Origin of the sequence: Billgrantia pellis (assembly GCF_008297955.1) — a bacterium.
GTDB classification, from domain to species: domain Bacteria; phylum Pseudomonadota; class Gammaproteobacteria; order Pseudomonadales; family Halomonadaceae; genus Halomonas; species Halomonas pellis.
In genome coordinates this window covers 43,110-66,804 of the sequence record NZ_VTPY01000002.1, presented here as the reverse complement: position 1 = coordinate 66,804, position 23,695 = coordinate 43,110, and the positions used below count along the sequence as shown (strand labels likewise).

Genomic DNA, 23,695 nt, shown 5'->3' with positions numbered 1-23,695 from the left:
GGAAACAGAATTTCCCGAAGCGTACCACAGAAGATGCCTTGTGCATCGGCCAGGCGTCGCCATCGCGATGTCTGCCACCGACACTCGCGGTGCCCGGTTCAATCCTTGAAGGGTAGGCCGAGCAGCGCCTTGACATGGGCTTCGGCGCTGCGTCCAAGCGCATCCAGGTCGTAACCGCCTTCAAGTACCGACACCAGACGGTTGTCGGCGTATAACGCGGCGATATCCAGCGCCAGCCGGGTGACCCAGTAGTAGTCCTCGTCTTCCAGGCAGAGCTCCGCCATGGGATCCGCGCGATGGGCGTCGAAGCCGGCCGACACCAGCACCAGCTCGGGCTTGAAGGCGTGCAAGGCGGGTAGCCAGTCGTCCTCTATCGCACGGCGGAAAACGGGGCCATCGGTACCGGCCTCCAGCGGGGTATTGATCACGTTCTGCCACTCGCTGCGCAGGTAACGCCAAGGGTAGAAGGGGAACTGATAACTCGTGCAAATCAAGGTATCGGGGTCATCCTTGAAGATATCGATAGTGCCGTTGCACTGGTGAACATCGAAATCGAGAATGGCGATGCGCTTCACCCCGTAACGGGCTCTGGCGTGGGCGGCCCCCACGGCAATGTTGTTGTAGAAGCAGAAGCCCATGGCATCGGTGGTTTCGGCATGATGCCCCGGCGGGCGCACGGCACAGAAGACATTGTCCGCCTGGCTGCGATAGACCTGATCGATGCCACGAATCACCGCGCCGGCCGCGATTCGAGCGGCTTCCAGGCTATCGGGGTTCATCAGCGTATCGCTATCGAGGGCGACGATGCCCGATTCGGGAACGCACTTGTCCAGCGCGCGCAGGTGGCGAAGAGGGTGGACGCGACTCAGCTCTTCCTCGGTGGCGGGGCGGGCTTCCGATTGCATGGTCTGCTGCAGCAATCCGGAAAGCGCCAGACGAGCACGAATGGCTTCCAGACGCAGGGGGCTTTCGGGATGCTCCGGGCCCATATGGTGGAGATCGCAGTTAGGGTGCGAGATGAACGCCGTGATCATATGAACTCCAGAGTAACTGACGTCACCTTAATGCGCGCGAACCCTTGCACAACAGTGTCAATAAGTCGTACACAGGGAAGAAATCTTGTGGCGGAGGTGACCTCTTGAGCACCCGATTCCTGCGGCATTTTTTCGAACCCCGCACCATTGCAGTGATCGGCGCCTCGGAAAAAACCCACTCCATCGGCGGCATTGTGATTCGCAACCTGCAGGAAGCCGGCTTTGCGGGTACCGTCTGGGCGGTCAACCTGAAGGGGTACGAGACGGTGTTCGGCCAGCCCTGCGTGGCGCGGATCGGCGAGTTGCCCGAGGCACCGGATCTCGCCGTCGTCTGCACTCCCGCCGCTACTTTGCCGAAGGTGATCTCGCGACTGGGCCGTATCGGCGTCAGGGCCGCCCTGGTGCTCTCCGGCGGGGCACACCTCGACGAGCCCGAAGGGGGCAAGGGGTCGATTCGCGAACGCATGCTGGCCTCCGCACGTGAATCGGGCATCCGGGTGCTGGGTCCGGAGTGCATGGGTCTGATCGTTCCGGGGCGCAACATCAACGCCTCATATGCCAGCCAGCCGGTCAAGGCGGGCAAGGTCGCTTACTTGGGCCAATCGGGCATGCTCGGCAACGCCATGATCGATTGGGCCGCGGGGCGCGGCATCGGCTTCTCCCATCTGATCACGGTGGGCGATAGCGTTGACGTGATGCTTCCCGACCTCATCGACTACATCAATCAGTATGCACCTACCCAGGCCATCCTGCTTCATCTGGAGCGTATCCAGGACGCCCTGCATTTCATGACCGCCCTGCGCGACGCCTCGCGCAACCGGCTGGTACTGGCGATCAAAAGCGGCCGCACACCGCAGTCGGACCTCTCCAACATGCCTCCGACGCCGGGCATCGCCAATCGCGACGTGGTGTTCGATGCCGCCTTCTCACGCGCCGGCGTGGTACGGGTCAACGACTCCGACGAGCTGTTCGATGCGTTGATGACCCTGTCACAGATGAAACCGCTCAAGGGCGACCGCCTGGCCATCGTCTCCAACGGGCTCGGCCCGGCCATGCTGGCCATCGACAAGCTGGTCAGCGCTGGCGGCCGGCTAGCCGGTTTCAACGAAGAGACTCGGAGGGCGCTGCGTAAAGGTGAGTTCGACATGAGCAAGCCCGGCGAGAACCCGGTCGATCTGGGGGGCAACGCCACGCCGGTAAAGCTGGTCGAGGCGCTGGAAATCGTGGCATCCGATCCCGGTGTCGACGCTGTGCTCGTGGTCCACGCTCCGACCCGCCTGGCGCCGTCGAAAACCACCGCGCAAGCGATCATCGCCAATCGCAAGCGCTTCCGACGCAATCTGCTGACCAGTTGGATGGGGCTGGAAGGTGCGCTCTATGCCCGTCACGAATGCAGCATGGCCGGCATTCCCACCTACGTATCGCCGGAAAAAGCGGTCAAGGCGTTCATGCACATGGTCGACTATCAGCGGGTCCAGGCACTGCTGCAGGAGACCCCGCCGAGCCTGCCGTTTGCCACGACTCCCGATATCCGTGCGCAGTGCCGCACCCTGATCGAAAAGGCCAAGGAAGAGGGGCGCGAAACCCTTTCGCATTCGGAGACGGCCCAGGTCCTCCAGGCCTATGGCATCCCTGTGGCGCCCAGTCGATACGTTCGTACGGCGGATGAGGCGGCAAGCGCCGCCGCCGAGCTGGAGGGTCCCTGGGCGCTGAAGGTCGTGCATGACGGAAACTGCCGTCCGTTCCGTTATCGCAAGCACCCGCACAAGCTATCGGCGGGATTGCTCCAGGACCTGCGGGATCCGCAGCAGGTCGCCGAGGGCATCACCCGGCTCGGAGAGAAGGTCCACGAGAAATTCCCGCCGGTAAGAATCCACGAGTACTGTTTACAACCGATGCAGCGCGGCAAGCAATCGATGCAGATCTGTGCCGGTATCACCCGCGATCCGGTATTCGGACCGCTGATCGTATTCGGCATCGGCGGCTACAAGGTCAATATCCTGGCCGATCGTCAGGTCGCGCTGCCACCGCTGAACATGACGTTGGCTGCCGATGTGGTAGGGCGGACCCACGCCGCACGCTTGATACGTGAACATTCCACGCATGCCGAGCGGGACCTGGAGCGGCTCTGCCAGCTACTGGTCAAGCTGTCGCAGATGGCCTCCGACCTGCTCGAACTGCGTGGCCTGGAGCTCAATCCGCTGCTGCTCAACCGGGATGGCATGCTGGCCGTGGATTTCGCCCTCGACCTCGGAGCGCCTGCTCGCTTCGCGATCATTCCCTATCCTGAAGAGCTGCGCGAGTGGGTCACTCTCAACAACGGCATGCGAGTCGAGGTGCGCCCCATCCGCGCCGAGGACGCTCCGCTGATCACCCGCTTTCACAGCCAGCTGTCGGAGGAGAGCATTCGTTTTCGCTACTTCCACAACAAGTCCGACCTGAGTCAGCGCGATCTATCGATTCTGTCGCACATCAATTACGACCGCCAGATGGCTTTCATCGCCGAGCATCAGCACGAACAGGGCGACAAGGAAATGCTTGGCGTGGTGCGGGTATGGAACGATCCGGACAACATACGTACCGAGTTCTCGATCATCGTGCGCGACGACATGGCGGGGCAGGGGCTCGGCAGTCTGTTAATGAAGAAGATGATCAGCTACTGCAAGAGCGTGGGCACGCTGGAAATGGTCGGCAAGGTCATGGTCGACAACCATCCCATGCGGGCGCTGATGAAATACCTGGGCTTCCGCTGCCGATACAACATGGAGGAGCAGGTGATCGATGCGGTAATGCGTCTCAACGAGCCGGAAAGCGAATGGCAGCGTCATCGCCTGGAGAGCCTGCCGGAGTGAAGACGGCGAACGCCCCGCCGTGTGGCGGGACGCATCGGCATGGCGTCAGGGCGCCATACGGAACGAGTGCCAGGTGCCGTCTCGCAGCTCGTAGCGGATACGGTCGTGCAGGCGGCTCGGTTGTCCCTGCCAGAATTCGATCATCTGGGGCACGACACGATAGCCGCCCCAGTGCCCTGGCCGGGGGATAGTCTGGCCCTCGTACGCCTGTTCGAAGCGATGCTGGCGTTCCTCAATCCAGTTGCGGTCGGGAATTACCACGCTCTGGGTCGCCACCCATGCGCCCAGTTGGCTGGCCCGCGGACGACTATCGAAATAGGCGTTCGATTCCTCTTCGCTGACCTGCTCGACGCCCCCCTCGACACGGACTTGCCGACCCAGCGAGGGCCACCAGAACACCAGCGCTGCATGGGGCACGTTGGTCAGCTCGCTGCCCTTGTGGCTGTGGTAATTGGTATAAAAGACCAGCCCCCGGTCATCATAGCCCTTGAGCAGCACGATACGTGCATGCGGCAGGCCCTGGCTGTCAGCCGTGGCGAGCGTCATCGTATTGCCGTCGTCACCTTCGGCATCCAGCGCGAGAATCAGCCACTCGTCGAACAGCATCATGGGGTCCTCGGGGACCATGCCCTCATCCAGCCTGCCGCCTTCGTAGTCGCGTCGAATCTCGGCAATGTTGCGTGTCATGGCGTTCTCCTCATCGTTTTTCTACATGGTCGCCGCTGGTGTCGGACTGCATAACACTCGCGCGAACCATGGCGTCGTTCATCCCTGCGCACGTTACCCGTGATAGGTCTTGAGCTGGCGGCTGCGAAAGCGGGCGTAGAACATGCACCCTGTGAACAGCGCCAGCGAGGCCAGGGCTTCCAGCCCTCCCAGCAGGGCCTGGCCCGGCAGGGTGGCCACCATGACTCCCTGGATGAAATAGAGCAGGCTGACGAAGGCCAGCCAGGCATGCCCGCGCGGTCGCCGGCCGAGAATCGACGGCAGGAACAGTGCCAGGGGCAGGATGCGTACGATGATAGGGGTCAAGGGATGGGTACCGGCCTCCATCGCCAGCCCGCTCCATACCAGCAGAAGAAAGAGGATGCCGTAGCTCCCCAGAACCAGGCGACGGCTGCGCTCGGTCAACAGGGCCAGTCCATGGCGCGCCTCGAGCTCCTCGACCCAGCGCCTCATGGTGCTTCCCGCATGCCATCTAGCGCCAGGGCCAGACGGGCCAACCGCCGACCCTGCGCACGCACCAGGCGGCGCTCGGCGTCGGCGAGCGGTTGATCGCTGCGCTGGCCGGCCACGTGACTCGATCCGTAGGGCGTGCCGCCGGCAGTGGTAGTCATCAGGTCGGTCTCGCTATAGGGCAGCCCCGCATATACCATGCCGTGGTGCAGCAACGGCAACAGCATGGAAACCAGGGTGGTTTCCTGTCCGCCATGCAGGCTCGATGTCGAGGTAAAGGCGGTCGCCGGTTTGTCCACGAGCGCACCGTTCACCCATAGCGCGCTGGTCGAATCGATGAAGTACTTGAGCGGTGCAGCCATGTTGCCGAAACGGGTCGGACTGCCCAGTGCCAGCGCGGCGCAGTGGCGCAGATCGTCGAGATCGGCATAGATGGCGCCTTCGGCGGGGATCTCGGGATCGACGGCTTCGCAGGTGGGAGACACCGGCGGCACGGTACGCAGGCGCGCCTCGATGCCGGGGCAGGATTCGACACCGACGGCAAACTGTTCAGCCATGGTTCGTGTGGCACCGTGGCGGGAGTAATACAGGATCAGCACGTAGGGCAGGGGTTCGCGCATCGTGTTTCCCGATAGAAGTGGACGAGGGGAGCGTATCAGTCGGCGGCATGAACCAGGGCGAGCACATCCTCTGGCGGACGCCCGATCACGGCTCGCTTGCCATCGTCGGCGATGGGCCGCTCCATCAGCTTGGGATGGGTGACGATGGCACGGATCACCTGCTCCTGGTCCTCCAGGTTGATTTCGACTTCTTGCCACTCGGGCTCCTGGGTACGCACCAGTCGCTCGCCGTCGGCATCCAGGCGCGACATCAGGTCACGCAACTCCTCCTCGCTCAGCGGATCGTCGAGGTAGCGGCGCACCGTGACCTCGGCGCCGTGCTCCTCGAGCAGTGCCAGCGCCTGACGGGACTTGGAACAGCGAGGATTGTGATAGAGCGTGATGGCCATGGCGAGACTCCTCGATCCTTGAAAGAGACCCGTATTGTAGAAGGGCCGCCATGCCGGCCACAACCGCAGTCTGCCCCGACGCTTCGCCCATCAGGTTCCATCGATGGCCGGATGCGGCTGCGCGGCTTCGTCGCGGCGACGATAGACCCAGGCCAGCTGACCGTCCGCCAGGCGCATGGGAACTCTTTCATAGCGAATGCCGAGGCGCTCATAGCGATCCAGGCGTCTCAACTCCTCGGCATTGACGATAATCACCTCGCCCCGGACCCGGTCTTCGGGAGACGCCTCCAAGTCGAGTGCCTCACGGCGATAGCCCTCGATAACCGCTGGCTGCGTCTCTCCCGCCCGCCCCATCACCACCCAACGCACCGGGGCGAGACGCAGGGTGCCGTAGACGAAGACGCGATGCCGCCCTGGCTCGATATCGGGCAGGTGCGCAGGCCGCTCATAGGTGAAGGGGCTGAGCAGGGTGAGCCACAGCCAGCCTAGTGGAGCGAAGATCAGCATCAGCAGACCAACGGCGACATGGGGAGGACGCATGCGTTTACCTCGTAGCAGAAGCGGCGACAGGTAGCGGGAGCAGCGCTATGCTGCCATGGCAGATAGGGGGCTGTCCGGTTCTAACCCTACTTGGCACTCTGCTAGCATGAGGGCAAGGCTCGAACACAGCGGAGGATGCCATGACCCAGTCGGCACACGAGGATCACGATTTCAGGGCGCTGATGGGAGATGTGAAGCCGCTGCGCAGAAGCGACAATCGAGCCAACCCCGGGCCGCGTCGCCGCCATCCCACCGAGGCACAATTGGCCCGGCGCGAGAGCGCCCAGGCAGAGATCGCCCAGGATAGCTTCCTCTCGGATGATTTCGTCGAGCTGCTGCCGCCGTTCGATCCCATTGAAGTCAGGCGCGACGGCATCCAGCAAGGGGTGGTCGACCGGCTACGGCATGGGGGGTATCCGGCCCAGACGCGCCTGCACCTGCTGCGTCGTCCCTTGGGGGAATGTCGTCGCATGCTGCCATCCTTCATTCGCGACGCCTACGCCCATGATCTTCGCTCCGTGCTCATCGTGCACGGCCGTGGCCAAGAGATCGACAGCCCCGCCAATGTCCTTCGCTCTTACCTGGCCAAGTGGCTGATTCAATTCGAGGAGGTGCAGGCCTATGTATCGGCGCAGCAAGCCGATGGCGGCCTTGGGGCCACCTGGGTAATGCTGCGCAAGAGTGAACGGGCAAGAGCGGACAACCGCGAACGTCAGCAGAAGCGTCGCGGCTAATGTCGCGCACAACGCGTCAAGCCGGCCCGGGGGCCGGCTTGACGGTAAAGCGGTTTCGCTGAAACAGCGAAGATCAGCCTGGTGAGCGCCTCAGACCAGCGCCGGTTCTGCCCGCTTCACGGCTTCACGCAGACGGTGACGGAACAGCGGCTCCGGTTCGTCGACGGCGGGCTGATAGGCGCGGCTGAATGCGTTGAGCGCACGCAGCGCGTCTTCGAGCCACTGGTCCTCGCGTAGTGATAACGCGTCGAAGCCGCAGCGAGAGAGGAAGAAGACCTGGTCGACCAGTACGTCGCCGATGGCACGCACCTCGCCATCGTAGCCGTAGCGCTCGCGCAGCAGGCGTGCCAGGCTGTAGCCGCGCCCATCGGTGAACTTGGGAAAGTCGATGGCGATCAGCGGCGCGACGACCAACGCGTCAGCCAGCTCCGGCGTCAGTTCGGTATCGCTCGACAGCCATGGCGCCAGTTCGCTGCCTGCTTCCCGCTCCAGCCAGCGCGCCAGCGGCACGATCGCGGGGGAGTCGGGCAGGGCCGCATCCTCTTCACGAACCAGCACCCAGCGGTCTTCGGCCGGCTGACCGGCGCGAATGAAGGGGCGCACGGAAGTCTCTTGATCAGGCATATACCCGCTCCTTGAAAGGCTTGAGGCCGATGCGGCGATAGGTCTCGATGAAGGTTTCACCTTCGATGCGCTGGCCGACATAGACCTGCAGCACCTTGTCGATGACGTCCGGAACGCTCTCGCGGTCGAACGAGGGGCCGAGAATCTTGCCCAGCGATGATTCGTTGCCCTGGGCGCCGCCGAGCGAGATCTGGTACCACTCCTCGCCCTTCTTGTCGACGCCGAGGATGCCGATATGACCGACGTGGTGGTGTCCGCAAGCGTTCATGCAACCGGAGATATTGAGATCCAGCGGCCCCAGGTCATAGAGGAAATCGAAATCCTCGAAGCGCTCCTGAATCGCCTGGGCGACCGGAATCGACTTGGCGTTGGCCAGGGCGCAATAGTCACCGCCGGGGCAGCAGATCAGGTCGGCCAGGGTACCCACGGTGGGATTTGCCAGACCGAGCTCCTCGAGTCGATGCCAAAGCTCCTCGAGCCGATCGAGCGGCACGTCGGCCAGCACTAGATTCTGCTCGTGGGTGACGCGAATCTCACCGTAGCTGTATTCGTCTGCCAGGTCCGCGACCTGATGCATCTGCTCCCAGGTGAGATCGCCGGGCGAGTGGCCGCGGCGCTTGAGCGCCAGGGTCACGGCCTTGTAGCCGGGCACCTTGTGCCCCTGCACGTTGTTGGTGACGAAGCGGGCAAAGGCGCGGTTCTCGCCGCGCAAGCGCTCGAAGTCGGCAACCGCCTCGTCGCTGACGGGGCGCCGTTCGGGGTCGACGAAGTGCGACTGCATCGCCTCGACGGCCTCGCGCGTCAGCGTCTGTGGCCCGTCCTTGAGGTGCGCCCATTCGGCGTCGACGCGCCGGCGGAACTCCTCGACGCCCAGCGCCTTGACCAGAATCTTGATGCGGGCCTTGAACTTGTTGTCGCGGCGGCCGAACTGGTTGTAGACCCGGACCAGGGCCTCGAGATACGTCAGCAGGTGCTGCCAGGGGAGGTCGTCGCGTACGATCTCGCCGATCATCGGCGTACGCCCCAGTCCACCGCCGGCGAGCACCCGCACGCGCACCTCGCCCTCCTCGTCGCGCCACAGGCGCAGACCGACGTCATGCACCTGTATCGCTGCACGGTCCTCGGCGGCACCGGTCACGGCGATCTTGAACTTGCGCGGTAGGTAGGTGAACTCGGGGTGAAAGGTGGACCATTGACGAATCAGCTCGCACCAGGGCCGCGGATCGACCTCTTCGTCCTCGGCAACGCCGGCAAACTGGTCGGTGGAGGTGTTGCGGATGTCGTTGCCGCTGGTCTGGATCGCGTGCATCTGCACGCTGGCCAGCTCGGCCAGCATGTCCGGTACCGTTTCCAGCTTCGGCCAGTTGAGCTGAAGATTGGTGCGCGTGGTGAAATGGCCATAGCCGCGGTCGTAGTCGCGCGCCAGATCGCCCAGCTTGCGCAACTGATAGGACGCCAGCATGCCGTAGGGAATGGCGATGCGCAGCATCGGCGCATGCCGCTGGACATAGAGCCCGTTCTGCACGCGCAGCGGCAGAAACTCCTCGTCGCTGATGCGCCCGGCCAGATAGCGGCTCATCTGGTCGCGAAACTGGGCGACGCGTTCATTGACCAGGGTCTGATCATGGGTGTCGTAGCGATACATTCAGCCGGTCCTGCTGCTAGGGGAATGGCGAAGCGTCAAGGAGGCACCTTAACGCCTCGGGCATTATTCTATGAAAGAATAAATATTCATATTTTTTATACGAAAAGTCATATAAGACGTCAAGCCACTCATCTCGCTATACCTGTAGCTGCAGCCATTGTCGCCGCTGCCAGATCAAGGCGAACCAAGCCGAGTTGAGAGCCCGGTAGCCCAGTTGCACCCACCAGATGCCCACCAGCCCATGCCCGAGTTCCACCCCGACCCACCAGGCGAGCGGCAGGAACACCAGCCACTGCAGCGTCAGCGTCGTGGTCATCACGGTGCGATTGGCGCCGGCACCGAGCAGGGCTTGGCCCAGCACCAAAGCGGCGGCATCGAGCACGATCATGACGGCGGTCAGCTGTAGCGGCACCCGGGCGAAGGCTATCAGGTTCGGGTCATGCAGGAACAGCCCCAGCACCTGATCGGGAAGCAGCATCATGGGCAGCGCCAGCGCCGCCAGGCAGAGCCAGGCCAGGCGCACCACGTCCCAGCCCCAGCGGTGGGCTTCCCCGGGTGCCTGTCGGCCAAGCGACTGTCCCACCAGGCTCATGGCGGCCATGCCGAGACCGACGCCGGGCAGAATCAGCAACAGCGAAAGGTTCACCAGCACATGGCCCACCGCGACGCTGGCTGTGTCGATCCGTCCCAGAATCCAGAATAACGCCGCGTAGCCGGCGGCGAACCAGAGCTGCTGGAAAGAGTGCGGGGTAGCCAGGCGCAGCGTCGCGGCCAGAGTCGTTCGGCACGGCAGGGCGGCCAGGAAGCCGCTGGGCACGGCATGGCGCACGCTGATCCGGGCCCAGAGCAATAGCCCGGCGAAAAGAGAAAGGCTGGTACCGGCGCCCGCACCGGCGGCCGCCATCCTAGGCAACCCCAGGTAGCCGAATATCAGGCAGACGCTCGTCGCCACGTTGACGACGTGCATCACCAGCATGATGCGCAGGTAGTGGCCGCTCTGCTGGATACCGTTCCAGTAGCCGCGAAAGCAGAAGATCATCGCCACGGCAACGAGCGACAGCACCCGCCAGCGGAAGTAATCCACTGCCACGGCATTCACCTCCCTATCGGGATTGAGTAGCTCCATCAGCCGTGGCGCCTGCCACAGGCAGAGCAGGGTGACGGGCAGCGATATCAACAGCGCAATGACCAACCCCGCATTGAGCGGCAGGGCACGCAACTGCCAAGCTTGCTCGCCGTGGCGCCGTGCGGTTTGCGCCTGCACGCCCGAAGAGAGCCCGAACACCAGCGCGGTAATCAGGAACATGGCATAGCCGCCGATACCCACGCCGGCCAGGGGGACTTCGCCGAGCGAGCCGACCAGTGCGGCGTCGACCAGGTTGATCAAGCTCTGGGTCACCATGGCCGCGATGATCGGCACGGCGAGGCGCAGGATTCTCTGGCGGCGGATCGAGTCGGGCAGCATCCGTCAGGTTTCATGAAGGAAAGGAAGCCCGCACCAGCGGCACGAGCGTTTGCACATGGCCAAGCGAGTCAGCTTGGATCGTAGGAGAGCACCGGCGACAGCCAGCGTTCCATCTCTCCGAGGCTCATGCCTTTGCGCTCGGCCAGTGCCTCGACCTGATCGCGCGTGATCTTGCCGGTCGAGAAGTACTTCGACTGGGGATGGGAGAAATACCAACCCGACACCGCCGCGGCCGGCCACATGGCGAAGCTCTCAGTCAGCTCGATACCGGCATTCTCAGTGGCCGCCAGCAGCCGGAACAGCGTGCGCTTCTCGGTATGGTCGGGGCACGCGGGGTAGCCCGGTGCCGGTCGGATACCCTGGTACTTCTCCGCGATCAACGCATCGTTGTCGAGCGTTTCGTCGGGAACGTAGCCCCAGAACTCCTTGCGCACGCGCTCGTGCATGCGCTCGGCGAATGCTTCCGCCAACCGGTCAGTCAAGGCCTGGACCATGATGGCGCTGTAGTCGTCGCCGGCAGCCTTGTAGCGCTCGGCCAAGGCCTCGACACCGTGCCCGGTGGTTACGGCAAAACCACCGATCCAGTCGGGCTTGCCGCTCTCCTTGGGCGCAATGAAATCCGCCAGGCTATAGCACACGCCGTCGCGGTTCTTGGTGGTCTGCTGACGAATGTGGTGCAGCCGCTCAATGACCTGGGCGCGCGCTTCGTCGGCATACACCTCGATGACATCGTCGTCGACGCTGTTGGCCGGCCACAGGCCGATCACACCGCGCGCCTCGACGTGCTTCTCGTCGATCAGCTTGCGCAGCATCTGCTGGGCATCGTCGAACAGGTTGCGCGCCGCCTCGCCGACCACCGCATCGTCGAGGATCTTGGGATATTTACCCGCCAGTTCCCAGCTCATGAAGAAGGGCGTCCAGTCGATGCGCTCGACCAGCTCCTCGATATCGTAGCCGTCGAATATCTTGAGTCCGGCGAGGGTGGGCCTGGGTGGGGTATAGCCGTCCCAATCGATGGGCAGCTTGCGCTGGCGGGCTTCGGCGTAGCTCAGGTCGGCGGCCTTGGGTCGACGCTTGGCATTACGGTCCCGCACCTGCTCGTATTCGGTCTTGATCTCGGCCACATAAGCGGACTTGAGCGTGGGCGATAGAAGCTTTCCCGCCACGCCCACCGCGCGCGAGGCATCGGCGACATAGATTACCGGCTCATTGTACTGCGGTTCGACTTTCACCGCCGTGTGCGCTTTGGATGTGGTCGCGCCGCCGATCAGCAGCGGCAGGGAGAAGCCCTGGCGTTGCATCTCCTTGGCCACGTGGACCATCTCATCCAGCGAGGGTGTGATCAGACCCGAAAGGCCGATGATATCGGCCTTCTCCGCGCGCGCGGTCTGCAGGATCTTCTCGGCAGGCACCATCACGCCGAGGTCGACCACGTCATAGTTATTGCACTGCAGGACCACGCCGACGATGTTCTTGCCGATGTCATGCACGTCGCCCTTGACCGTGGCCATGACGATCTTGCCCTTGGCTTGACTCTCGCCCTGGGAAAGCTCGCGCTTTTCCGCCTCGATGTAGGGGATGAGGTAAGCCACCGCCTGCTTCATGACACGGGCCGACTTCACCACCTGGGGGAGAAACATCTTGCCGGCACCAAACAGATCGCCGACGACGTTCATGCCGTCCATCAGCGGGCCCTCAATCACTTCGATGGGGCGCGTGGCGCGTTGGCGGGCAAGTTCGGTATCTTCCTCGATGAAGGCGGTGATGCCCTTGACCAGGGCATGCTCGATGCGCTTTTCCACCTCCCAGCTGCGCCATTCCAGATCTTCCTTGCGCGCCGTGCCGCTGCCATCGCCCTTGTACTTCTCGGCCAGATCGACCAGGCGTTCGGTGGCGTCACGGCGACGGTTGAGCACCACATCCTCGACCGCTTCGCGCAGCTCCGCCGGCAAATCATCGTAGACCGCCAGCTGGCCGGCGTTGACGATGCCCATGGTCAGACCGGCTCGGATCGCGTGGTATAGGAAAACCGAGTGAATCGCCTCGCGCACAGGGTTGTTGCCGCGGAAGGAGAACGAGACGTTGGAGACGCCGCCCGACACCATGGCGTGGGGCAGGTGCTCGCGAATCCAGCGGGTGGCTTCGATGAAGTCCACCGCGTAGTTGTCGTGCTCCTCGATGCCGGTGGCGATGGCGAAGATATTGGGGTCGAAGATGATGTCTTCCGGTGGGAAGCCGATCTCCTCCACCAACAGGGTATAGGCGCGCTGACAAATCTCGGTCTTGCGTGCGAAGGTATCGGCCTGACCGGCTTCATCGAAGGCCATGACCACCACGGCGGCGCCGTAGCGTCGGCACAATGTCGCCTGCTCGCGGAAGGCCGCTTCGCCCTCCTTGAGCGAGATGGAGTTGACCACCGCCTTGCCCTGCACGCATTTGAGCCCGGCCTCGATGATTTCCCATTTGGAGGAATCGATCATGATCGGCACGCGGGCGATGTCGGGTTCGCCGGCGATCAGGTTGAGGAAGCGCACCATCGCCTCCTCGGACTCGAGCATGCCTTCATCCATGTTGATGTCGATGACTTGAGCGCCGTTCTCCACTTGCTCGAGCGCCACTTCGAGCGCCGTGGTGTAGTCTTCCTCCACGATCAGCCTCTTGAAACGCGCGGATCCGGTGACGTTGGTGCGCTCGCCGACGTTGACGAACAGCGAATCCTTCTCGATGTTGAACGGCTCGAGCCCGGAAAGACGGCAGGCGCGCGGCCGCTCGGGAACCTGTCGCGGCGGCAGGCCCTGGATGGCGGCATGGATCGCGGCGATGTGTTCGGGCGTCGAGCCGCAGCAGCCGCCGATGATATTGACCAGGCCGCTCGAGGCAAACTCCGCGACGATGGCGGCCATCTCTTCCGGGGTCTGGTCGTACTCGCCGAATTCGTTGGGAAGCCCGGCGTTGGGATGGGCGGAGACGAAGGTATCGGCCTTGGTGGCAAGCTCTTCGAGATAGGGGCGCAGCTCCTCAGCACCCAACGCACAGTTGAGGCCGATGGAGAGCGGCTTGGCGTGTCGCACCGAGTTCCAGAACGCCTCCGAGGTCTGGCCGGAAAGGGTGCGTCCGGAGGCGTCGGTGATGGTACCCGAGATCATTACCGGCAACCGCTCCCCGCGCGCTTCGAACAAGGTCTCGAGGGCGAAGATCGCTGCCTTGGCATTGAGCGTGTCGAAGATCGTCTCGATCAGGATCAGGTCGGCGCCACCCTCGATCAGCGCCTCGGCCGCCTCGTAGTAGTTATCACGCAGCTGATCGAAGGTAACGTTGCGTCTGGCCGGATCGTTGACGTCGGGGGATAGCGAAGCGGTGCGTGAGGTGGGCCCCAGCACGCCGGCCACATAGCGCGGCATGCCGGTCTCGGCCGCCACCGCATCGCACACTTCGCGCGCCAGACGCGCCGATTCGCGATTGAGCTCGGGAACCAGCGCCTCCATGCCATAATCGGCCTGGGAGAGCCGGGTGCTGTTGAAGGTGTTGGTCTCGACGATATCCGCGCCGGCCTCGAGATATTGGCGATGAATGCGCGAGACGAGGGCGGGGCAGGTCAGGGCCAGCAGGTCGTTGTTGCCCTTGAGCTCGGAGGGCCAGTCCCGAAAGCGTTCGCCGCGAAAGTCGGCCTCGTCGAGCCGGGCATTCTGCAACATGGTGCCCATGCCGCCATCCAGCATCAGGATGCGCTCGCCAAGACGCTCGGAGAGAGTGGCGGTCAGTGCAGAGGGTAGGGCGGCCATGGGTCGGGTCGGTCTCCAGCGAAGTCACGTCCAAGGTATAACCGCAGCGGTGCCTTGTGGCACCTTGTCGGGCGGTCGTTTGGGCCGACCATGGTAGCAAAAGCAAGCGCTTGAGGGCAGGGGCGATCAAAAGCCGACCAAAACAGTCGGGATTGTCTCGCGCCTTGGATTTGCTTACCATAACGGCATGTCACTTATGGCCAGCCCGGCGGGGCGACGGCCCGACCAGCGAGAACACCATGAGCGAGATCATCCGGATTACCGACAGCGCCCAGGAATACCTTGCCGAGCTGCTCGAGAAGCAGAACGTCGAGGGTATCGCGGTGCGTATCTTCATTACCCAGCCCGGCACGCCGTATGCCGAGACCTGCCTGGCCTACTGCCGGCCCGGCGAGGAAGAGCCGAGCGACGAAAAGCTGGAGCTGCAGAAGATCGCCGTCTTCGTCGACAAGCACAGCATTCCCTTCCTCGAGGAGGCGATCGTCGACTTCAACGCCGACCGCATGGGGGGGCAGCTCACCATCAAAGCGCCCAACGCCAAGATGCCCAAGGTCAATGCCGACAGCCCGATCGAGGACCGGGTCAACTATATCCTCTACAGTGAAATCAACCCAGGGTTGGCGGCTCATGGCGGCGAGATCAAACTGGTCGAGCTGACCGCGGAGCAGGTGGCGGTGTTGGCCTTCGGCGGCGGCTGCCAGGGCTGTGCCGCGGTCGATCTCACGCTCAAGGAAGGGGTCGAGAAGACACTGATGGAACGCATCCCCGAGTTGGCCGGCATCCGCGACGTGACCGATCACACCGACACCACCAACGCCTATTATCGCTGAGTCCTGCCGACCATGAGCCCGCTCGCTACGACAGGCAGCGAGCGGGCCCGCTCAGCCATGATCCTCGGAGGGCTCCAGTTGGGAGCCCTCCTTCGTTCCGCCCCCCTCTTCGCTACGACGCACCGCCCGAGCTTCGTCTTCGGTCATCCAGGTGCGGCGCAACAGCTCCGACTCAAGCGTGCGCAGGCGGGCGGCCTGCTCGTCGAGATGGCGCTTCTGATCCTCGATGCGCGCCTGCAAGAGCGACTGCTCGTGACGCAGGGTATCGATGCGCTCCTCGGCGCGGCTCCGTGCCCATTGGGTCTCGCGATGCTGCTTTTCTTCCCGAGACAGCGCATTCTGGGTCTCGCGCAACTGGAGCTGCAGGTTTTCCTGACGCTTCTCCTGCTGCTGCAGGGTCGCGGCATGGCGCTTCTCCGCCGTTAGCCGCTCTTGCCGTGCCTCATCGAGCAGGCCCATGAGACGCGCTTCGGCGGCTTCGTGGCGCTGCTCCTCCTGGTTGAGTCGCGCCAAGTGCTGGGCATCACGATCAGCCAGCGCTTGATGATGCGCCTGGGCCTGCCGCTCGTTCTCCTTCTGCAATTTGTCGAGCTGCTGCAGGCTGCGCGCCAGGCGCTCCTCGAACTGACGCGCTCGCTCGAGCGCCTGGTCGCGCTCACTTTCGACCTTGGCCAATGCCGCACTGCGAGACTCCAGGCGCTGCTCAGTGCCTGCCAGGTGGGCGGAAAGGGCGGCTTCACGCTGCTCGGCATCCTCGACCTGACGCTGGGCCTCCTGCATGGCGGCTTGAGCCTCGGCGATGCGACGATCGGCTTCTTCCCGGTAGCCGGTCAATGTCTCGGCGGCCGACTCCTGGGCCCGCTGCCATAGGCTCTCCGCCAGCTGCAGCACCGGCTCGGGCATGGCCTGGGACGCAGGAAGGTCGCGATTGCGCTCGCGCTGGCAGCGCCACTCTCTCAGGTGGTCGCCGATGGTGGTGAAGCTGCCGGTACCCAATATTTCACGAATTTTTTGGACGCTAGGCGCTTCTCCCTTGGCCAGCAGGGCGTCGATTGCCTGCTGAACATCCTCGTACTGCACACCGCTGCGTGCCATGACGGTCTCCTTGTGTGATGTGGCGATTTGCTCCTTGCCTCACGCGACAGGCCTTGCTGGTTGTACCTGTTTCCATGCGCCCCGCTGACTTGCCAAGGATAGCGGCTTTCCCGGATGGGCGAAAGAAATTACGTAATCTGTAATTACGTAATATACATAACGAAAAAGACAATTAATTCAAGATTACCCGTCTTATCTTGAATTTTAATGGCCAAGCGACGACACTGCCACGAGCAGAGCAGAGGGTGACGGTGCCAAACTTCATGATGAACGCCAGCGACACGGACACAGGCAGGGCGGCGCCGCACGCCTTAGCGTCAGAAGGGGCGCCCGTCGCGGCGCAACCGCTCAACCCGTTGCCGACGTCATCCCATGCAATGTCACGCCTTCGGGCAACGAGCGACGCCGAGGCCGTCGCACGCTGGCTCGGTGAATACCGGGCCAGCCCCAGGACCCTGCGTAGCTATCGGCGAGAGGCCGAGCGCCTCTTGCTATGGCTGGAAGTGCAGGGCAAGGGACTCGCAACACTTCGCCGAGAGGATCTGGATGCCTTCGAGGCGTTTCTGGCCGCACCGACACCACGCCATGCCTGGATAGGGCCGGCGCGACCACGAAGCTCACCGGATTGGCGTCCGTTCCGCGGACCGTTGTCGCCGGCCAGTCGCCGGCAGAGCCTGGTGATCCTGCAAGGCATGTTCGCCTGGCTGGTGGAGGCGGGTTGGGTAGAGCACAACCCCTTCCGCCTGATGCGCGACAAGCGCCGGCGCCTCGACAATCGCCAGCCCGGCATCGATCGCTATCTGGAGCGGCCGCTCTGGGAATGGCTATGGCAGTGGCTCGAGCGGCCTCCCGCTGCGGGAGCCAGCCGCCGCGAACGGTATCTGTGGCAACGTCGCCGCCTGCTCTTCGCTTTCGCCTATCTAGTGGCGCCACGTCTCGGGGAAATGGCCAACGCACGAATGGGCGACTTTCATCAGCGGGAAAACCGCTGGTGGTGGCAAGTGATAGGGAAGGGCGGCAAAGCGGCTCGCGTGCCGGCTCCCGCGGACTTGATGCACCTGCTGCGAGAATGGCGCCTGGCACTGGACCTGCCGCCCGAGCCACGGCACGGTGAAACGGGCGCTCTGCTGCGTCGCCTCGATGGCCAGAGCGCCCTGGGGGATAACCAGCTTTACCGGTTGATTCGCGAGACCTTCCGCCAGGCGGCGGCAGCCCTGGAAGCCGAGGCAGGAGAGGCGGCAGCCGCCCAGGTCGCGCGACTGCGTGCCGCCACGCCTCATTGGCTGCGCCATACCGCCCTCACGCACCAGGCCCAGGCCGGCATCGAACTACGCTATCTCGCCAGCACGGCGCGGCATGCGCGACTGGACACGACGGCGCGCTACCTGCATACCGAAGATGAGGAGTGGCATCGCCAGTTGTCGCTACATGGCTTGCCGCTTCGGGGCGGACGCCGCCCCGGATGAGTCGGTATAATGAACAATCTGCCCAATAACGGAGGCCTCATGACGACCGAAGCCACGGCCGAGCAAGCGCAGCAGGCGCTGCAGGAAGAGTTCGAGATGTTCGATAACTGGATGGATCGCTACCAGTACATCATCGACATGGGCAAGCAACTGCCACCGTTTCCCGATGCGTGGAAGACGCCCGAGCACAAGATCCAGGGCTGCCAGTCGAATGTCTGGATGCACCATCGGCGCGATGGCGAGACGCTGCACTTCGATGCGGTGTCGGATGCCGCCATCGTTTCGGGGCTGATCGCCGTGCTGATGCGCATCTACAATGACCGTCCGGCCCAGGAGATTCGCGACACCAGCCCGCACTTCCTGAAAAACCTCGGCCTCGACAAGCACCTCTCGCCGACACGCAGCAACGGGCTGCACGCCATGCTCGGCAGGATCTATGAAGTCGCCGAGCAGGAAGCGGCCTCGGCCTGACCGGAGGCGCGGTTGCGGGCACGACGGCGGCGCTCGCGCAGCAGGATGCCTTCGGCATCCAACCCGGCGATGGGGGCGTCCCGAGCGGCCGGGATCTCGCCCACCCGTTGCAGTGCCAGATAGCGCCCACAGCAGACACGCAGGAAGGAGGCGAAGTTTTCCCCGTCATGGCCCGCCTCGGCACATTCGCGTGATAGCTTGGCCACCAATCGGCTGAGGCAGAGACCATCTCGCCGACCGATTTCTTCGAGTACCTCCCAGAAGAATCGCTCCAGACGAACGCTGGTCGAGACACCATCCAGGCGCATGGAGCGCGTCTGGGGCTCCCAGAGATCCGGATCGGCACCGATGAAGAGCCTGCACATCTCGTTCCCTCCTTGCTGGCCTGCCGGCGCCTTAATCATGGCGCCGGACAGGCGGCGGGGCAAGGCGGCTCAAAGCTCGATGCGAGTGCCCAGTACGGCCAGGAATTGCGCGAGCCAGGTTGGATGAGCCGGCCAGGCAGGTGCCGTGACCAGGTTGCCGTCGGTCACGGCGTCGTCCACGGCGATATCGGCATAGCGACCGCCGGCCAGCTCCACTTCGGGGCGACAGGCGGGATAGGCCGAACAACGGCGCCCTTCCAGCACGCGAGCGGCGGCCAGCAGCTGTGCGCCGTGACAGATCGCCGCCACCGGCTTATCGGCGGAGAAGAAGTGGCGCACCAATTCGATGACGCGCTCGTTGAGTCGCAGGTATTCCGGGGCGCGCCCACCGACCACCACCAATCCATCGTATTCGACCGGATCCACATCGGCGAAATCGGCATTGAGCGTGAAACGGTGACCAGGCTTTTCGCTGTAGGTCTGGTCGCCCTCGAAATCATGGATGGCGGTCGCGATGGTATCGCCAGCCCGCTTGTCGGGACAGACGGCGTCGACGCGATGGCCCACGGCCTGAAGGGCTTGAAAGGGCACCATGGTTTCGTAATCTTCGGCGAAATCGCCACACAGCAAGAGCAGTCGCTTGGCGGGCATGGCATGTCTCCTCATCGGCTTGTTGTGATTGGCTGCCAGCGTCAGTCTGGCATGGCACGAGCCGAGGAGGGTGGTAGCGGGCTACTACAGAAGAGGACGCTTGTCCCCGCATTCGGTACGCTGGCAGCCAAAATGCTCGTCGAGCTCGGGGTCCTCGCGGCAAAGCGCCTCGCTAGGCCCACCCGGCACGGGATCGATGCCGCCATGATTGCCCGGATGACAACGCACGATCCGCCTGGCACCCAACCAGCCGCCACGTAGCGGGCCGTGTACACGGATCGCCTCGGCGGTATAGTGGGAACAGCTGGGCCAGAAACGACAGCGCGGGCCCAGCAGCGGGCTCAGCGTGAACTGATAGAGCTTGACCAGGCCGATCAATACCAGCCCCAGGCCGCAGCCGGCCCAACGACCGATGGCGGCAAGCCAGGAGGGCTGTCGGCGGGCCATGGCTCAGGCCCCGCCCGAGGGCCGGTGGTAGAGAATGTCGGGGTCGATCAGCGGTTCGCTGACGATACGCGCCGCATTGCCTTCCAGTGCGATGTAGAAACAGCTTCGCCGGCCGGTATGACATGCCGGCCCGGTCTGCTCCACCTGCAGCAGAAGAGTATCGCCATCGCAATCGAGGCTTGCCGTGCGCAGGTGCTGCTGCTGGCCGGATGACTCGCCCTTGCGCCACAGTTTACCCCGCGAACGCGACCAGTAGCAGACGCGCCCGGTCGTCAAGGTCTCTTCCAGTGCCTCGCGGTTCATCCAGGCCATCATCAAAACCTCGCCACTGTCATGCTGCTGGGCGATGGCGGGAATCAGGCCGTCGCCATTGAAGCGCACGGCAGCGAGAATTTCGCCAAGAGGCACGCGAGTATCCTGCTGCGCCCCTTCGAGGTCCTTCAGGGTATCGGCCATTGTCGGCTCCATCGGTCCGTTGCGGTATCAGGTCTGAGCGGCGGCGCCCAGACAAACATCGCAGCTCCCCAGCAGTTCGATGGTCTGGCGCTCGACGCGAAAACCCAGCTCGCGCGCCCGCGTGATGAGCTGTGCATCGACGTCATCGAGGTGGAGCTCCTCGACACGGCCGCAGTGACGGCAGATCAGCAGTTGAAAGCCATGGGCGTGCTCGGGGCAGGGGCAGGCGACATAGGCGTTGAGCGACTCGATGCGATGCACCAGCCCCTGCTCGATCAAAAAATCCAGCGCACGATAGACGGTTGGCGGTCGCGCCGCTGCGTGCTCGACGGCAAGACGATCAAGCAGGTCGTAGGCCTTCAGACCGCCACTTGCCGTAGCGATCATTTCGAGAACGCGACGTCGGATCGGGGTGAAGCGCACCCCGCGTCGCTGGCATTGTCTTTCGGCCTGCGCAAGCAGGACGCTTGAATCGGTCATGATCGACCCGGCGTGGCTGAAATAGCGCTCATTCTACGCACTGGGTCAGGTAGCGGCCAGTGCCGGCTGTTCGTCGAGTGTCCGGAGCTCTCCGCGCCGCGCGAAGTGGTGCTGGGAGAAGGCGACTCGCTTCTCCACGTCGAGGCCATGCGGCTGCTTTTCCACGAGATCAAGCCGACGGCGCAGCCCTTCGCCGTTCGCCATCTGGATCGCCAAGCCGGGCCGAGCGTTGAGCTCCAATAGCATGGGACCGCGGTGGCGATCAATCACCATGTCGGTCCCCAGATAGCCGAGCCCGGTCATCTCGTAGCAACCGGCGGCCAGCATGAGTAGGTTGGTCCAGTCAGGAATGCGCAGGCTGGCGAGCTCATGTCCCGTATCGGGGTGGTCATGCCGTGAGCGATCGAACTGAACGCCACGCACCGCCGTGCCGGTGGCGATATCGAGCCCCACGCCAACGGCCCCCTGGTGCAGGTTGGCCTTGCCGTCGGAAGCTGCCGTGGAGAGGCGCATCATGGCCATGACCGGGTAGCCGCGAAAGATGATCACGCGAATGTCCGGCACACCTTCGTAGGTATACTCGGAGAGCTTCTCGTCGAAGTTGATGAGCGCCTCGACCATGGCCACATCCGCCGCCCCTCCCAGCGAGTAGAGCCCCGACAGGATATTCGAGACATGACGATGCAGATCCTCCAGGCTTAGGCGGGCGCCGCTGGGCTTGTGGTAGCCATCCTGATCGACGCGCTCGATCACCAGGATGCCCTTGCCGCCGCTGCCCTTGGCCGGCTTAATGGCGAAGCCGTCATGCCCCGCGATCATGTCACCGAGCCCCTTGACCTCGAATTGGGTGGACACCGTGCCGATCAGCGCCGGCGACGTAATGCCGTGCTTCTCGGCAAGCAGCTTGGTCTTCAGCTTGTCATCGACCAGCGGATAGAGCTTGCGGCTGTTGTAGCGACCGATGTAGCGAATGTTGCGCCGGTTCATGCCGATGATGCCGCGCTGCTTGAGCTGGCTTGGCCGTACCCACATGTGTTCAGTCCTCGGTGACCGGTTTGAAGCGCCTCAGTTCGAGCAGGCGATACCCCGTGTAGTTGCCCAGCAACATGATCAGCGCCATGATGATGAGCTGCACGCCCAGGAAGTTGAAGGTGATGTGACGAATCCAGGGATTGTTCATGGCAAGGTACGCCAGTACCGCCGTTATGAGGCTGCCGCCACCTTGAATCACGACCTGCTTGGGACCTTCCTCTTCCCATAGGATCGACATGCGCTCGATGGTCCAGGCCAGTATGATCATCGGAAAGAAGGTGATCGTCAGCCCGGCATTGAGTCCGACCCGATACGATAGCACCGAGAAGATCGAGATGATGGCAATCACCGTGATGATGACCGCCGAGACTCGCGCCACCAGCAGAAGATTGAGATAGGAAAGGTAGTTGCGGATCACCAGGCCAACGGAGACGACCAGAAGGAAGCCGATCAACCCCGTCGGCAGGCTGGTCTGGATAAAGGCCAGGGCGATCAGTACCGGCATGAAGGTACCGGACGTCTTGAGACCCACCATGATGCGCAGGAATACCACGACCAGGGCGCCGATGGGTATCAGCAGGATGGTCTGGAACAGCGCCTGTTCCTCGAGCGGCAGGCTGTGGATCGAGAAGTTGAGCAGGGTGTCGTCGGCCAGTTGGCTGCGCACCGCGGCGGCGGCAGGCTGGCTGCGTGATAGCATCGAGAAGGTGACCCGCGAGTTGGTCCCGCCCTGAACCTCGAGCACGGCACGTCCACCGGATTCCCAAAGCAGCAGATTCTCGGGCTGCCCCTGCGTGCCTGTCCGCGGATCGAACAGCGCCCAGTTCTCCTCATCCTCGAAGACCTGGATCCACGGCGCCAGGGTCTGGCGACGACGGCCATCTTCCAATAGCAGGCCGCTTACCTCGCGCGCATGCACGCCGGCCTGATTGAGCAGCCGGACGAGCAGGGGAGTGCGCTCGAATTGGGTAAGCAAAAGGCGCGTGTTCTCGCTTTGACGCTCCTCGTTGAAGTCGCGGATCAGCTCACGGGCGAAGGTATAGGGATCGGCGCTGCGCGCCCAGGCTCGCTCGATGACCTGGGCGGCAGCGGTATCATAGGGACGTTCCCAAGAGACTTCTCGCAGTTCCGGACGGTTGGCCTGCTGCCGACGCGTATCCTCGGTGACCTGCAGCCGAACGGAGTAGTAGAGCTGCTGACTGCCCGTCGCCCGTCGGATCGACCATTGTGCGCGACGACCGGACTCATCCTGCAGGAACGAGAGACCATAGCCGGGCGAGGCCGTGTTTTCGGTCAGAATGCGATAGCCGAGCTGATGCGACGGCAGTGCGAAGTCGACCCGTACGGGCTCACCCAGCGCGGCGAAGTCGATGATCGCTTCGACTTCCCAGACCTGCCGCTGCTCGCCTGGTGTCCAGGGAACCTCGAGCTGGATGTGCCGGTAGAGGCTCGTACCGATACCCAGCACCAACAACAAACCCACGATGATATAGAAGGGCAGACGCGACATGAATCATCCTTGCAAAGGAATAGCGGGGGAC

The 23,695-nt window shown here is 63.5% G+C and carries 23 protein-coding genes; 5 read left to right on the top strand and 18 right to left on the bottom strand.

Annotated elements, in window-relative coordinates; all coding sequences use genetic code 11:
* Nucleotides 1-98: 98 nt before the first annotated feature.
* The gene (locus F0A17_RS03835; RefSeq protein ID WP_149327048.1) at nucleotides 99-1,034 is read right to left on the bottom strand and encodes a histone deacetylase family protein; all 936 of its coding nucleotides are present in this window, start codon (nucleotides 1,032-1,034) and stop codon (nucleotides 99-101) included.
* Nucleotides 1,035-1,138: 104 nt separating this feature from the next.
* On the opposite strand from F0A17_RS03835, the gene F0A17_RS03830 reads away from it, so the two are divergent.
* Nucleotides 1,139-3,886, top strand: coding sequence for a bifunctional acetate--CoA ligase family protein/GNAT family N-acetyltransferase (locus F0A17_RS03830; RefSeq protein ID WP_149327047.1), 2,748 nt, complete (start codon nucleotides 1,139-1,141; stop codon nucleotides 3,884-3,886).
* A gap of 45 nt (nucleotides 3,887-3,931) precedes the next feature.
* Here the strand turns inward: F0A17_RS03830 and pdxH are convergent, their stop codons facing one another.
* The 5 genes from pdxH to F0A17_RS03805 form a co-directional block, all read right to left on the bottom strand.
* Nucleotides 3,932-4,573, bottom strand: coding sequence for a pyridoxamine 5'-phosphate oxidase (pdxH, locus tag F0A17_RS03825; RefSeq protein ID WP_149327046.1), 642 nt, complete (start codon nucleotides 4,571-4,573; stop codon nucleotides 3,932-3,934).
* Between the two features lie 93 nt (nucleotides 4,574-4,666).
* The gene (locus tag F0A17_RS03820; protein ID WP_149327045.1) at nucleotides 4,667-5,065 is read right to left on the bottom strand and encodes a DUF2069 domain-containing protein; all 399 of its coding nucleotides are present in this window, start codon (nucleotides 5,063-5,065) and stop codon (nucleotides 4,667-4,669) included.
* Nucleotides 5,062-5,682, bottom strand: a complete 621-nt coding sequence (gene wrbA / locus F0A17_RS03815; protein WP_149327044.1) for an NAD(P)H:quinone oxidoreductase — start codon at nucleotides 5,680-5,682, stop codon at nucleotides 5,062-5,064. The genes F0A17_RS03820 and wrbA overlap by 4 nt, the downstream gene beginning before the upstream one ends.
* 35 nt (nucleotides 5,683-5,717) lie before the next feature.
* Entirely contained in the window at nucleotides 5,718-6,071 is a 354-nt protein-coding gene (arsC, locus tag F0A17_RS03810; RefSeq protein ID WP_149327043.1) for an arsenate reductase (glutaredoxin), read from the bottom strand.
* 90 nt (nucleotides 6,072-6,161) lie between these two features.
* Nucleotides 6,162-6,611 (bottom strand): gamma-glutamylcyclotransferase family protein, encoded by a 450-nt coding sequence (locus F0A17_RS03805; protein ID WP_149327042.1) that lies wholly within the window; start codon nucleotides 6,609-6,611, stop codon nucleotides 6,162-6,164.
* Nucleotides 6,612-6,751: 140 nt separating this feature from the next.
* On the opposite strand from F0A17_RS03805, the gene smrA reads away from it, so the two are divergent.
* Nucleotides 6,752-7,345 (top strand): DNA endonuclease SmrA, encoded by a 594-nt coding sequence (gene smrA / locus F0A17_RS03800; RefSeq protein ID WP_149327041.1) that lies wholly within the window; start codon nucleotides 6,752-6,754, stop codon nucleotides 7,343-7,345.
* Between the two features lie 90 nt (nucleotides 7,346-7,435).
* Here the strand turns inward: smrA and F0A17_RS03795 are convergent, their stop codons facing one another.
* From F0A17_RS03795 to metH, 4 genes are all read right to left on the bottom strand, one after another.
* A complete protein-coding gene (locus tag F0A17_RS03795) occupies nucleotides 7,436-7,969 on the bottom strand; it encodes a DUF934 domain-containing protein (RefSeq protein ID WP_149327040.1) in 534 nt (177 codons plus the stop codon).
* The gene (locus F0A17_RS03790; RefSeq protein WP_149327039.1) at nucleotides 7,962-9,614 is read right to left on the bottom strand and encodes a nitrite/sulfite reductase; all 1,653 of its coding nucleotides are present in this window, start codon (nucleotides 9,612-9,614) and stop codon (nucleotides 7,962-7,964) included. The genes F0A17_RS03795 and F0A17_RS03790 overlap by 8 nt, the downstream gene beginning before the upstream one ends.
* Nucleotides 9,615-9,750: 136 nt before the next feature.
* Nucleotides 9,751-11,079, bottom strand: coding sequence for an MATE family efflux transporter (locus tag F0A17_RS03785; protein ID WP_149327038.1), 1,329 nt, complete (start codon nucleotides 11,077-11,079; stop codon nucleotides 9,751-9,753).
* A gap of 68 nt (nucleotides 11,080-11,147) precedes the next feature.
* Complete coding sequence (gene metH, locus F0A17_RS03780) at nucleotides 11,148-14,861, bottom strand: methionine synthase (RefSeq protein ID WP_149327037.1); 3,714 nt, start codon at nucleotides 14,859-14,861, stop codon at nucleotides 11,148-11,150.
* Nucleotides 14,862-15,100: 239 nt separating this feature from the next.
* On the opposite strand from metH, the gene nfuA reads away from it, so the two are divergent.
* On the top strand, nucleotides 15,101-15,691 hold the full coding sequence (gene nfuA, locus F0A17_RS03775) for a Fe-S biogenesis protein NfuA (RefSeq protein ID WP_149327036.1): 591 nt from the start codon (nucleotides 15,101-15,103) through the stop codon (nucleotides 15,689-15,691).
* Nucleotides 15,692-15,742: 51 nt separating this feature from the next.
* Here the strand turns inward: nfuA and F0A17_RS03770 are convergent, their stop codons facing one another.
* Nucleotides 15,743-16,786: a DNA-binding protein gene (locus F0A17_RS03770; RefSeq protein WP_149327035.1), complete on the bottom strand. Its 1,044-nt coding sequence runs from the start codon at nucleotides 16,784-16,786 to the stop codon at nucleotides 15,743-15,745.
* A gap of 377 nt (nucleotides 16,787-17,163) precedes the next feature.
* Here F0A17_RS03770 and F0A17_RS03765 point away from each other — a divergent pair, with 377 nt between their 5' ends.
* Both F0A17_RS03765 and F0A17_RS03760 read left to right on the top strand, forming a co-directional pair.
* Nucleotides 17,164-18,252, top strand: coding sequence for a tyrosine-type recombinase/integrase (locus F0A17_RS03765; protein ID WP_149327034.1), 1,089 nt, complete (start codon nucleotides 17,164-17,166; stop codon nucleotides 18,250-18,252).
* Nucleotides 18,253-18,291: 39 nt separating this feature from the next.
* The gene (locus F0A17_RS03760; protein ID WP_149327033.1) at nucleotides 18,292-18,723 is read left to right on the top strand and encodes a SufE family protein; all 432 of its coding nucleotides are present in this window, start codon (nucleotides 18,292-18,294) and stop codon (nucleotides 18,721-18,723) included.
* On the opposite strand, the gene F0A17_RS03755 is transcribed toward F0A17_RS03760, so the two are convergent.
* The 7 genes from F0A17_RS03755 to F0A17_RS03725 form a co-directional block, all read right to left on the bottom strand.
* Nucleotides 18,687-19,088 (bottom strand): ribbon-helix-helix domain-containing protein, encoded by a 402-nt coding sequence (locus F0A17_RS03755; RefSeq protein ID WP_149327032.1) that lies wholly within the window; start codon nucleotides 19,086-19,088, stop codon nucleotides 18,687-18,689. The genes F0A17_RS03760 and F0A17_RS03755 overlap by 37 nt on opposite strands.
* Nucleotides 19,089-19,157: 69 nt before the next feature.
* Nucleotides 19,158-19,739 carry a DJ-1/PfpI family protein gene (locus F0A17_RS03750; protein ID WP_149327031.1) on the bottom strand — a complete coding sequence of 194 codons (582 nt, stop codon included), beginning with the start codon at nucleotides 19,737-19,739 and terminating at the stop codon, nucleotides 19,158-19,160.
* A gap of 84 nt (nucleotides 19,740-19,823) precedes the next feature.
* On the bottom strand, nucleotides 19,824-20,186 hold the full coding sequence (yidD, locus tag F0A17_RS03745; RefSeq protein ID WP_149327030.1) for a membrane protein insertion efficiency factor YidD: 363 nt from the start codon (nucleotides 20,184-20,186) through the stop codon (nucleotides 19,824-19,826).
* Nucleotides 20,187-20,189: 3 nt separating this feature from the next.
* Entirely contained in the window at nucleotides 20,190-20,642 is a 453-nt protein-coding gene (gene hisI / locus F0A17_RS03740) for a phosphoribosyl-AMP cyclohydrolase (RefSeq protein WP_149327029.1), read from the bottom strand.
* Between the two features lie 27 nt (nucleotides 20,643-20,669).
* Nucleotides 20,670-21,122 carry a transcriptional repressor gene (locus tag F0A17_RS03735; protein WP_149327028.1) on the bottom strand — a complete coding sequence of 151 codons (453 nt, stop codon included), beginning with the start codon at nucleotides 21,120-21,122 and terminating at the stop codon, nucleotides 20,670-20,672.
* Nucleotides 21,123-21,167: 45 nt separating this feature from the next.
* Entirely contained in the window at nucleotides 21,168-22,154 is a 987-nt protein-coding gene (locus F0A17_RS03730) for an alpha-L-glutamate ligase-like protein (protein ID WP_149327027.1), read from the bottom strand.
* Nucleotides 22,155-22,158: 4 nt separating this feature from the next.
* Nucleotides 22,159-23,664 (bottom strand): inactive transglutaminase family protein, encoded by a 1,506-nt coding sequence (locus F0A17_RS03725; RefSeq protein WP_149327026.1) that lies wholly within the window; start codon nucleotides 23,662-23,664, stop codon nucleotides 22,159-22,161.
* Between the last annotated feature and the right edge of the window lie 31 nt (nucleotides 23,665-23,695).

What these genes read in the sequence shown, in the direction of transcription:
- arsC (WP_149327043.1), bottom strand. Translation starts at nt 6,071, where the DNA reads ATGGCCATCACGCTCTATCACAATCCTCGCTGTTCCAAGTCCCGTCAG.
- F0A17_RS03790 (WP_149327039.1), bottom strand. Translation starts at nt 9,614, where the DNA reads ATGTATCGCTACGACACCCATGATCAGACCCTGGTCAATGAACGCGTC.
- yidD (WP_149327030.1), bottom strand. Translation starts at nt 20,186, where the DNA reads ATGGCCCGCCGACAGCCCTCCTGGCTTGCCGCCATCGGTCGTTGGGCC.
- hisI (WP_149327029.1), bottom strand. Translation starts at nt 20,642, where the DNA reads ATGGCCGATACCCTGAAGGACCTCGAAGGGGCGCAGCAGGATACTCGC.
- F0A17_RS03750 (WP_149327031.1), bottom strand. Translation starts at nt 19,739, where the DNA reads ATGCCCGCCAAGCGACTGCTCTTGCTGTGTGGCGATTTCGCCGAAGAT.
- F0A17_RS03760 (WP_149327033.1), top strand. Translation starts at nt 18,292, where the DNA reads ATGACGACCGAAGCCACGGCCGAGCAAGCGCAGCAGGCGCTGCAGGAA.
- nfuA (WP_149327036.1), top strand. Translation starts at nt 15,101, where the DNA reads ATGAGCGAGATCATCCGGATTACCGACAGCGCCCAGGAATACCTTGCC.
- F0A17_RS03785 (WP_149327038.1), bottom strand. Translation starts at nt 11,079, where the DNA reads ATGCTGCCCGACTCGATCCGCCGCCAGAGAATCCTGCGCCTCGCCGTG.
- F0A17_RS03820 (WP_149327045.1), bottom strand. Translation starts at nt 5,065, where the DNA reads ATGAGGCGCTGGGTCGAGGAGCTCGAGGCGCGCCATGGACTGGCCCTG.
- F0A17_RS03835 (WP_149327048.1), bottom strand. Translation starts at nt 1,034, where the DNA reads ATGATCACGGCGTTCATCTCGCACCCTAACTGCGATCTCCACCATATG.
- F0A17_RS03725 (WP_149327026.1), bottom strand. Translation starts at nt 23,664, where the DNA reads ATGTCGCGTCTGCCCTTCTATATCATCGTGGGTTTGTTGTTGGTGCTG.
- F0A17_RS03735 (WP_149327028.1), bottom strand. Translation starts at nt 21,122, where the DNA reads ATGACCGATTCAAGCGTCCTGCTTGCGCAGGCCGAAAGACAATGCCAG.
- F0A17_RS03770 (WP_149327035.1), bottom strand. Translation starts at nt 16,786, where the DNA reads ATGGCACGCAGCGGTGTGCAGTACGAGGATGTTCAGCAGGCAATCGAC.
- smrA (WP_149327041.1), top strand. Translation starts at nt 6,752, where the DNA reads ATGACCCAGTCGGCACACGAGGATCACGATTTCAGGGCGCTGATGGGA.
- pdxH (WP_149327046.1), bottom strand. Translation starts at nt 4,573, where the DNA reads ATGACACGCAACATTGCCGAGATTCGACGCGACTACGAAGGCGGCAGG.
- F0A17_RS03765 (WP_149327034.1), top strand. Translation starts at nt 17,164, where the DNA reads ATGTCACGCCTTCGGGCAACGAGCGACGCCGAGGCCGTCGCACGCTGG.
- F0A17_RS03755 (WP_149327032.1), bottom strand. Translation starts at nt 19,088, where the DNA reads ATGTGCAGGCTCTTCATCGGTGCCGATCCGGATCTCTGGGAGCCCCAG.
- metH (WP_149327037.1), bottom strand. Translation starts at nt 14,861, where the DNA reads ATGGCCGCCCTACCCTCTGCACTGACCGCCACTCTCTCCGAGCGTCTT.
- wrbA (WP_149327044.1), bottom strand. Translation starts at nt 5,682, where the DNA reads ATGCGCGAACCCCTGCCCTACGTGCTGATCCTGTATTACTCCCGCCAC.
- F0A17_RS03730 (WP_149327027.1), bottom strand. Translation starts at nt 22,154, where the DNA reads ATGTGGGTACGGCCAAGCCAGCTCAAGCAGCGCGGCATCATCGGCATG.
- F0A17_RS03795 (WP_149327040.1), bottom strand. Translation starts at nt 7,969, where the DNA reads ATGCCTGATCAAGAGACTTCCGTGCGCCCCTTCATTCGCGCCGGTCAG.
- F0A17_RS03805 (WP_149327042.1), bottom strand. Translation starts at nt 6,611, where the DNA reads ATGCGTCCTCCCCATGTCGCCGTTGGTCTGCTGATGCTGATCTTCGCT.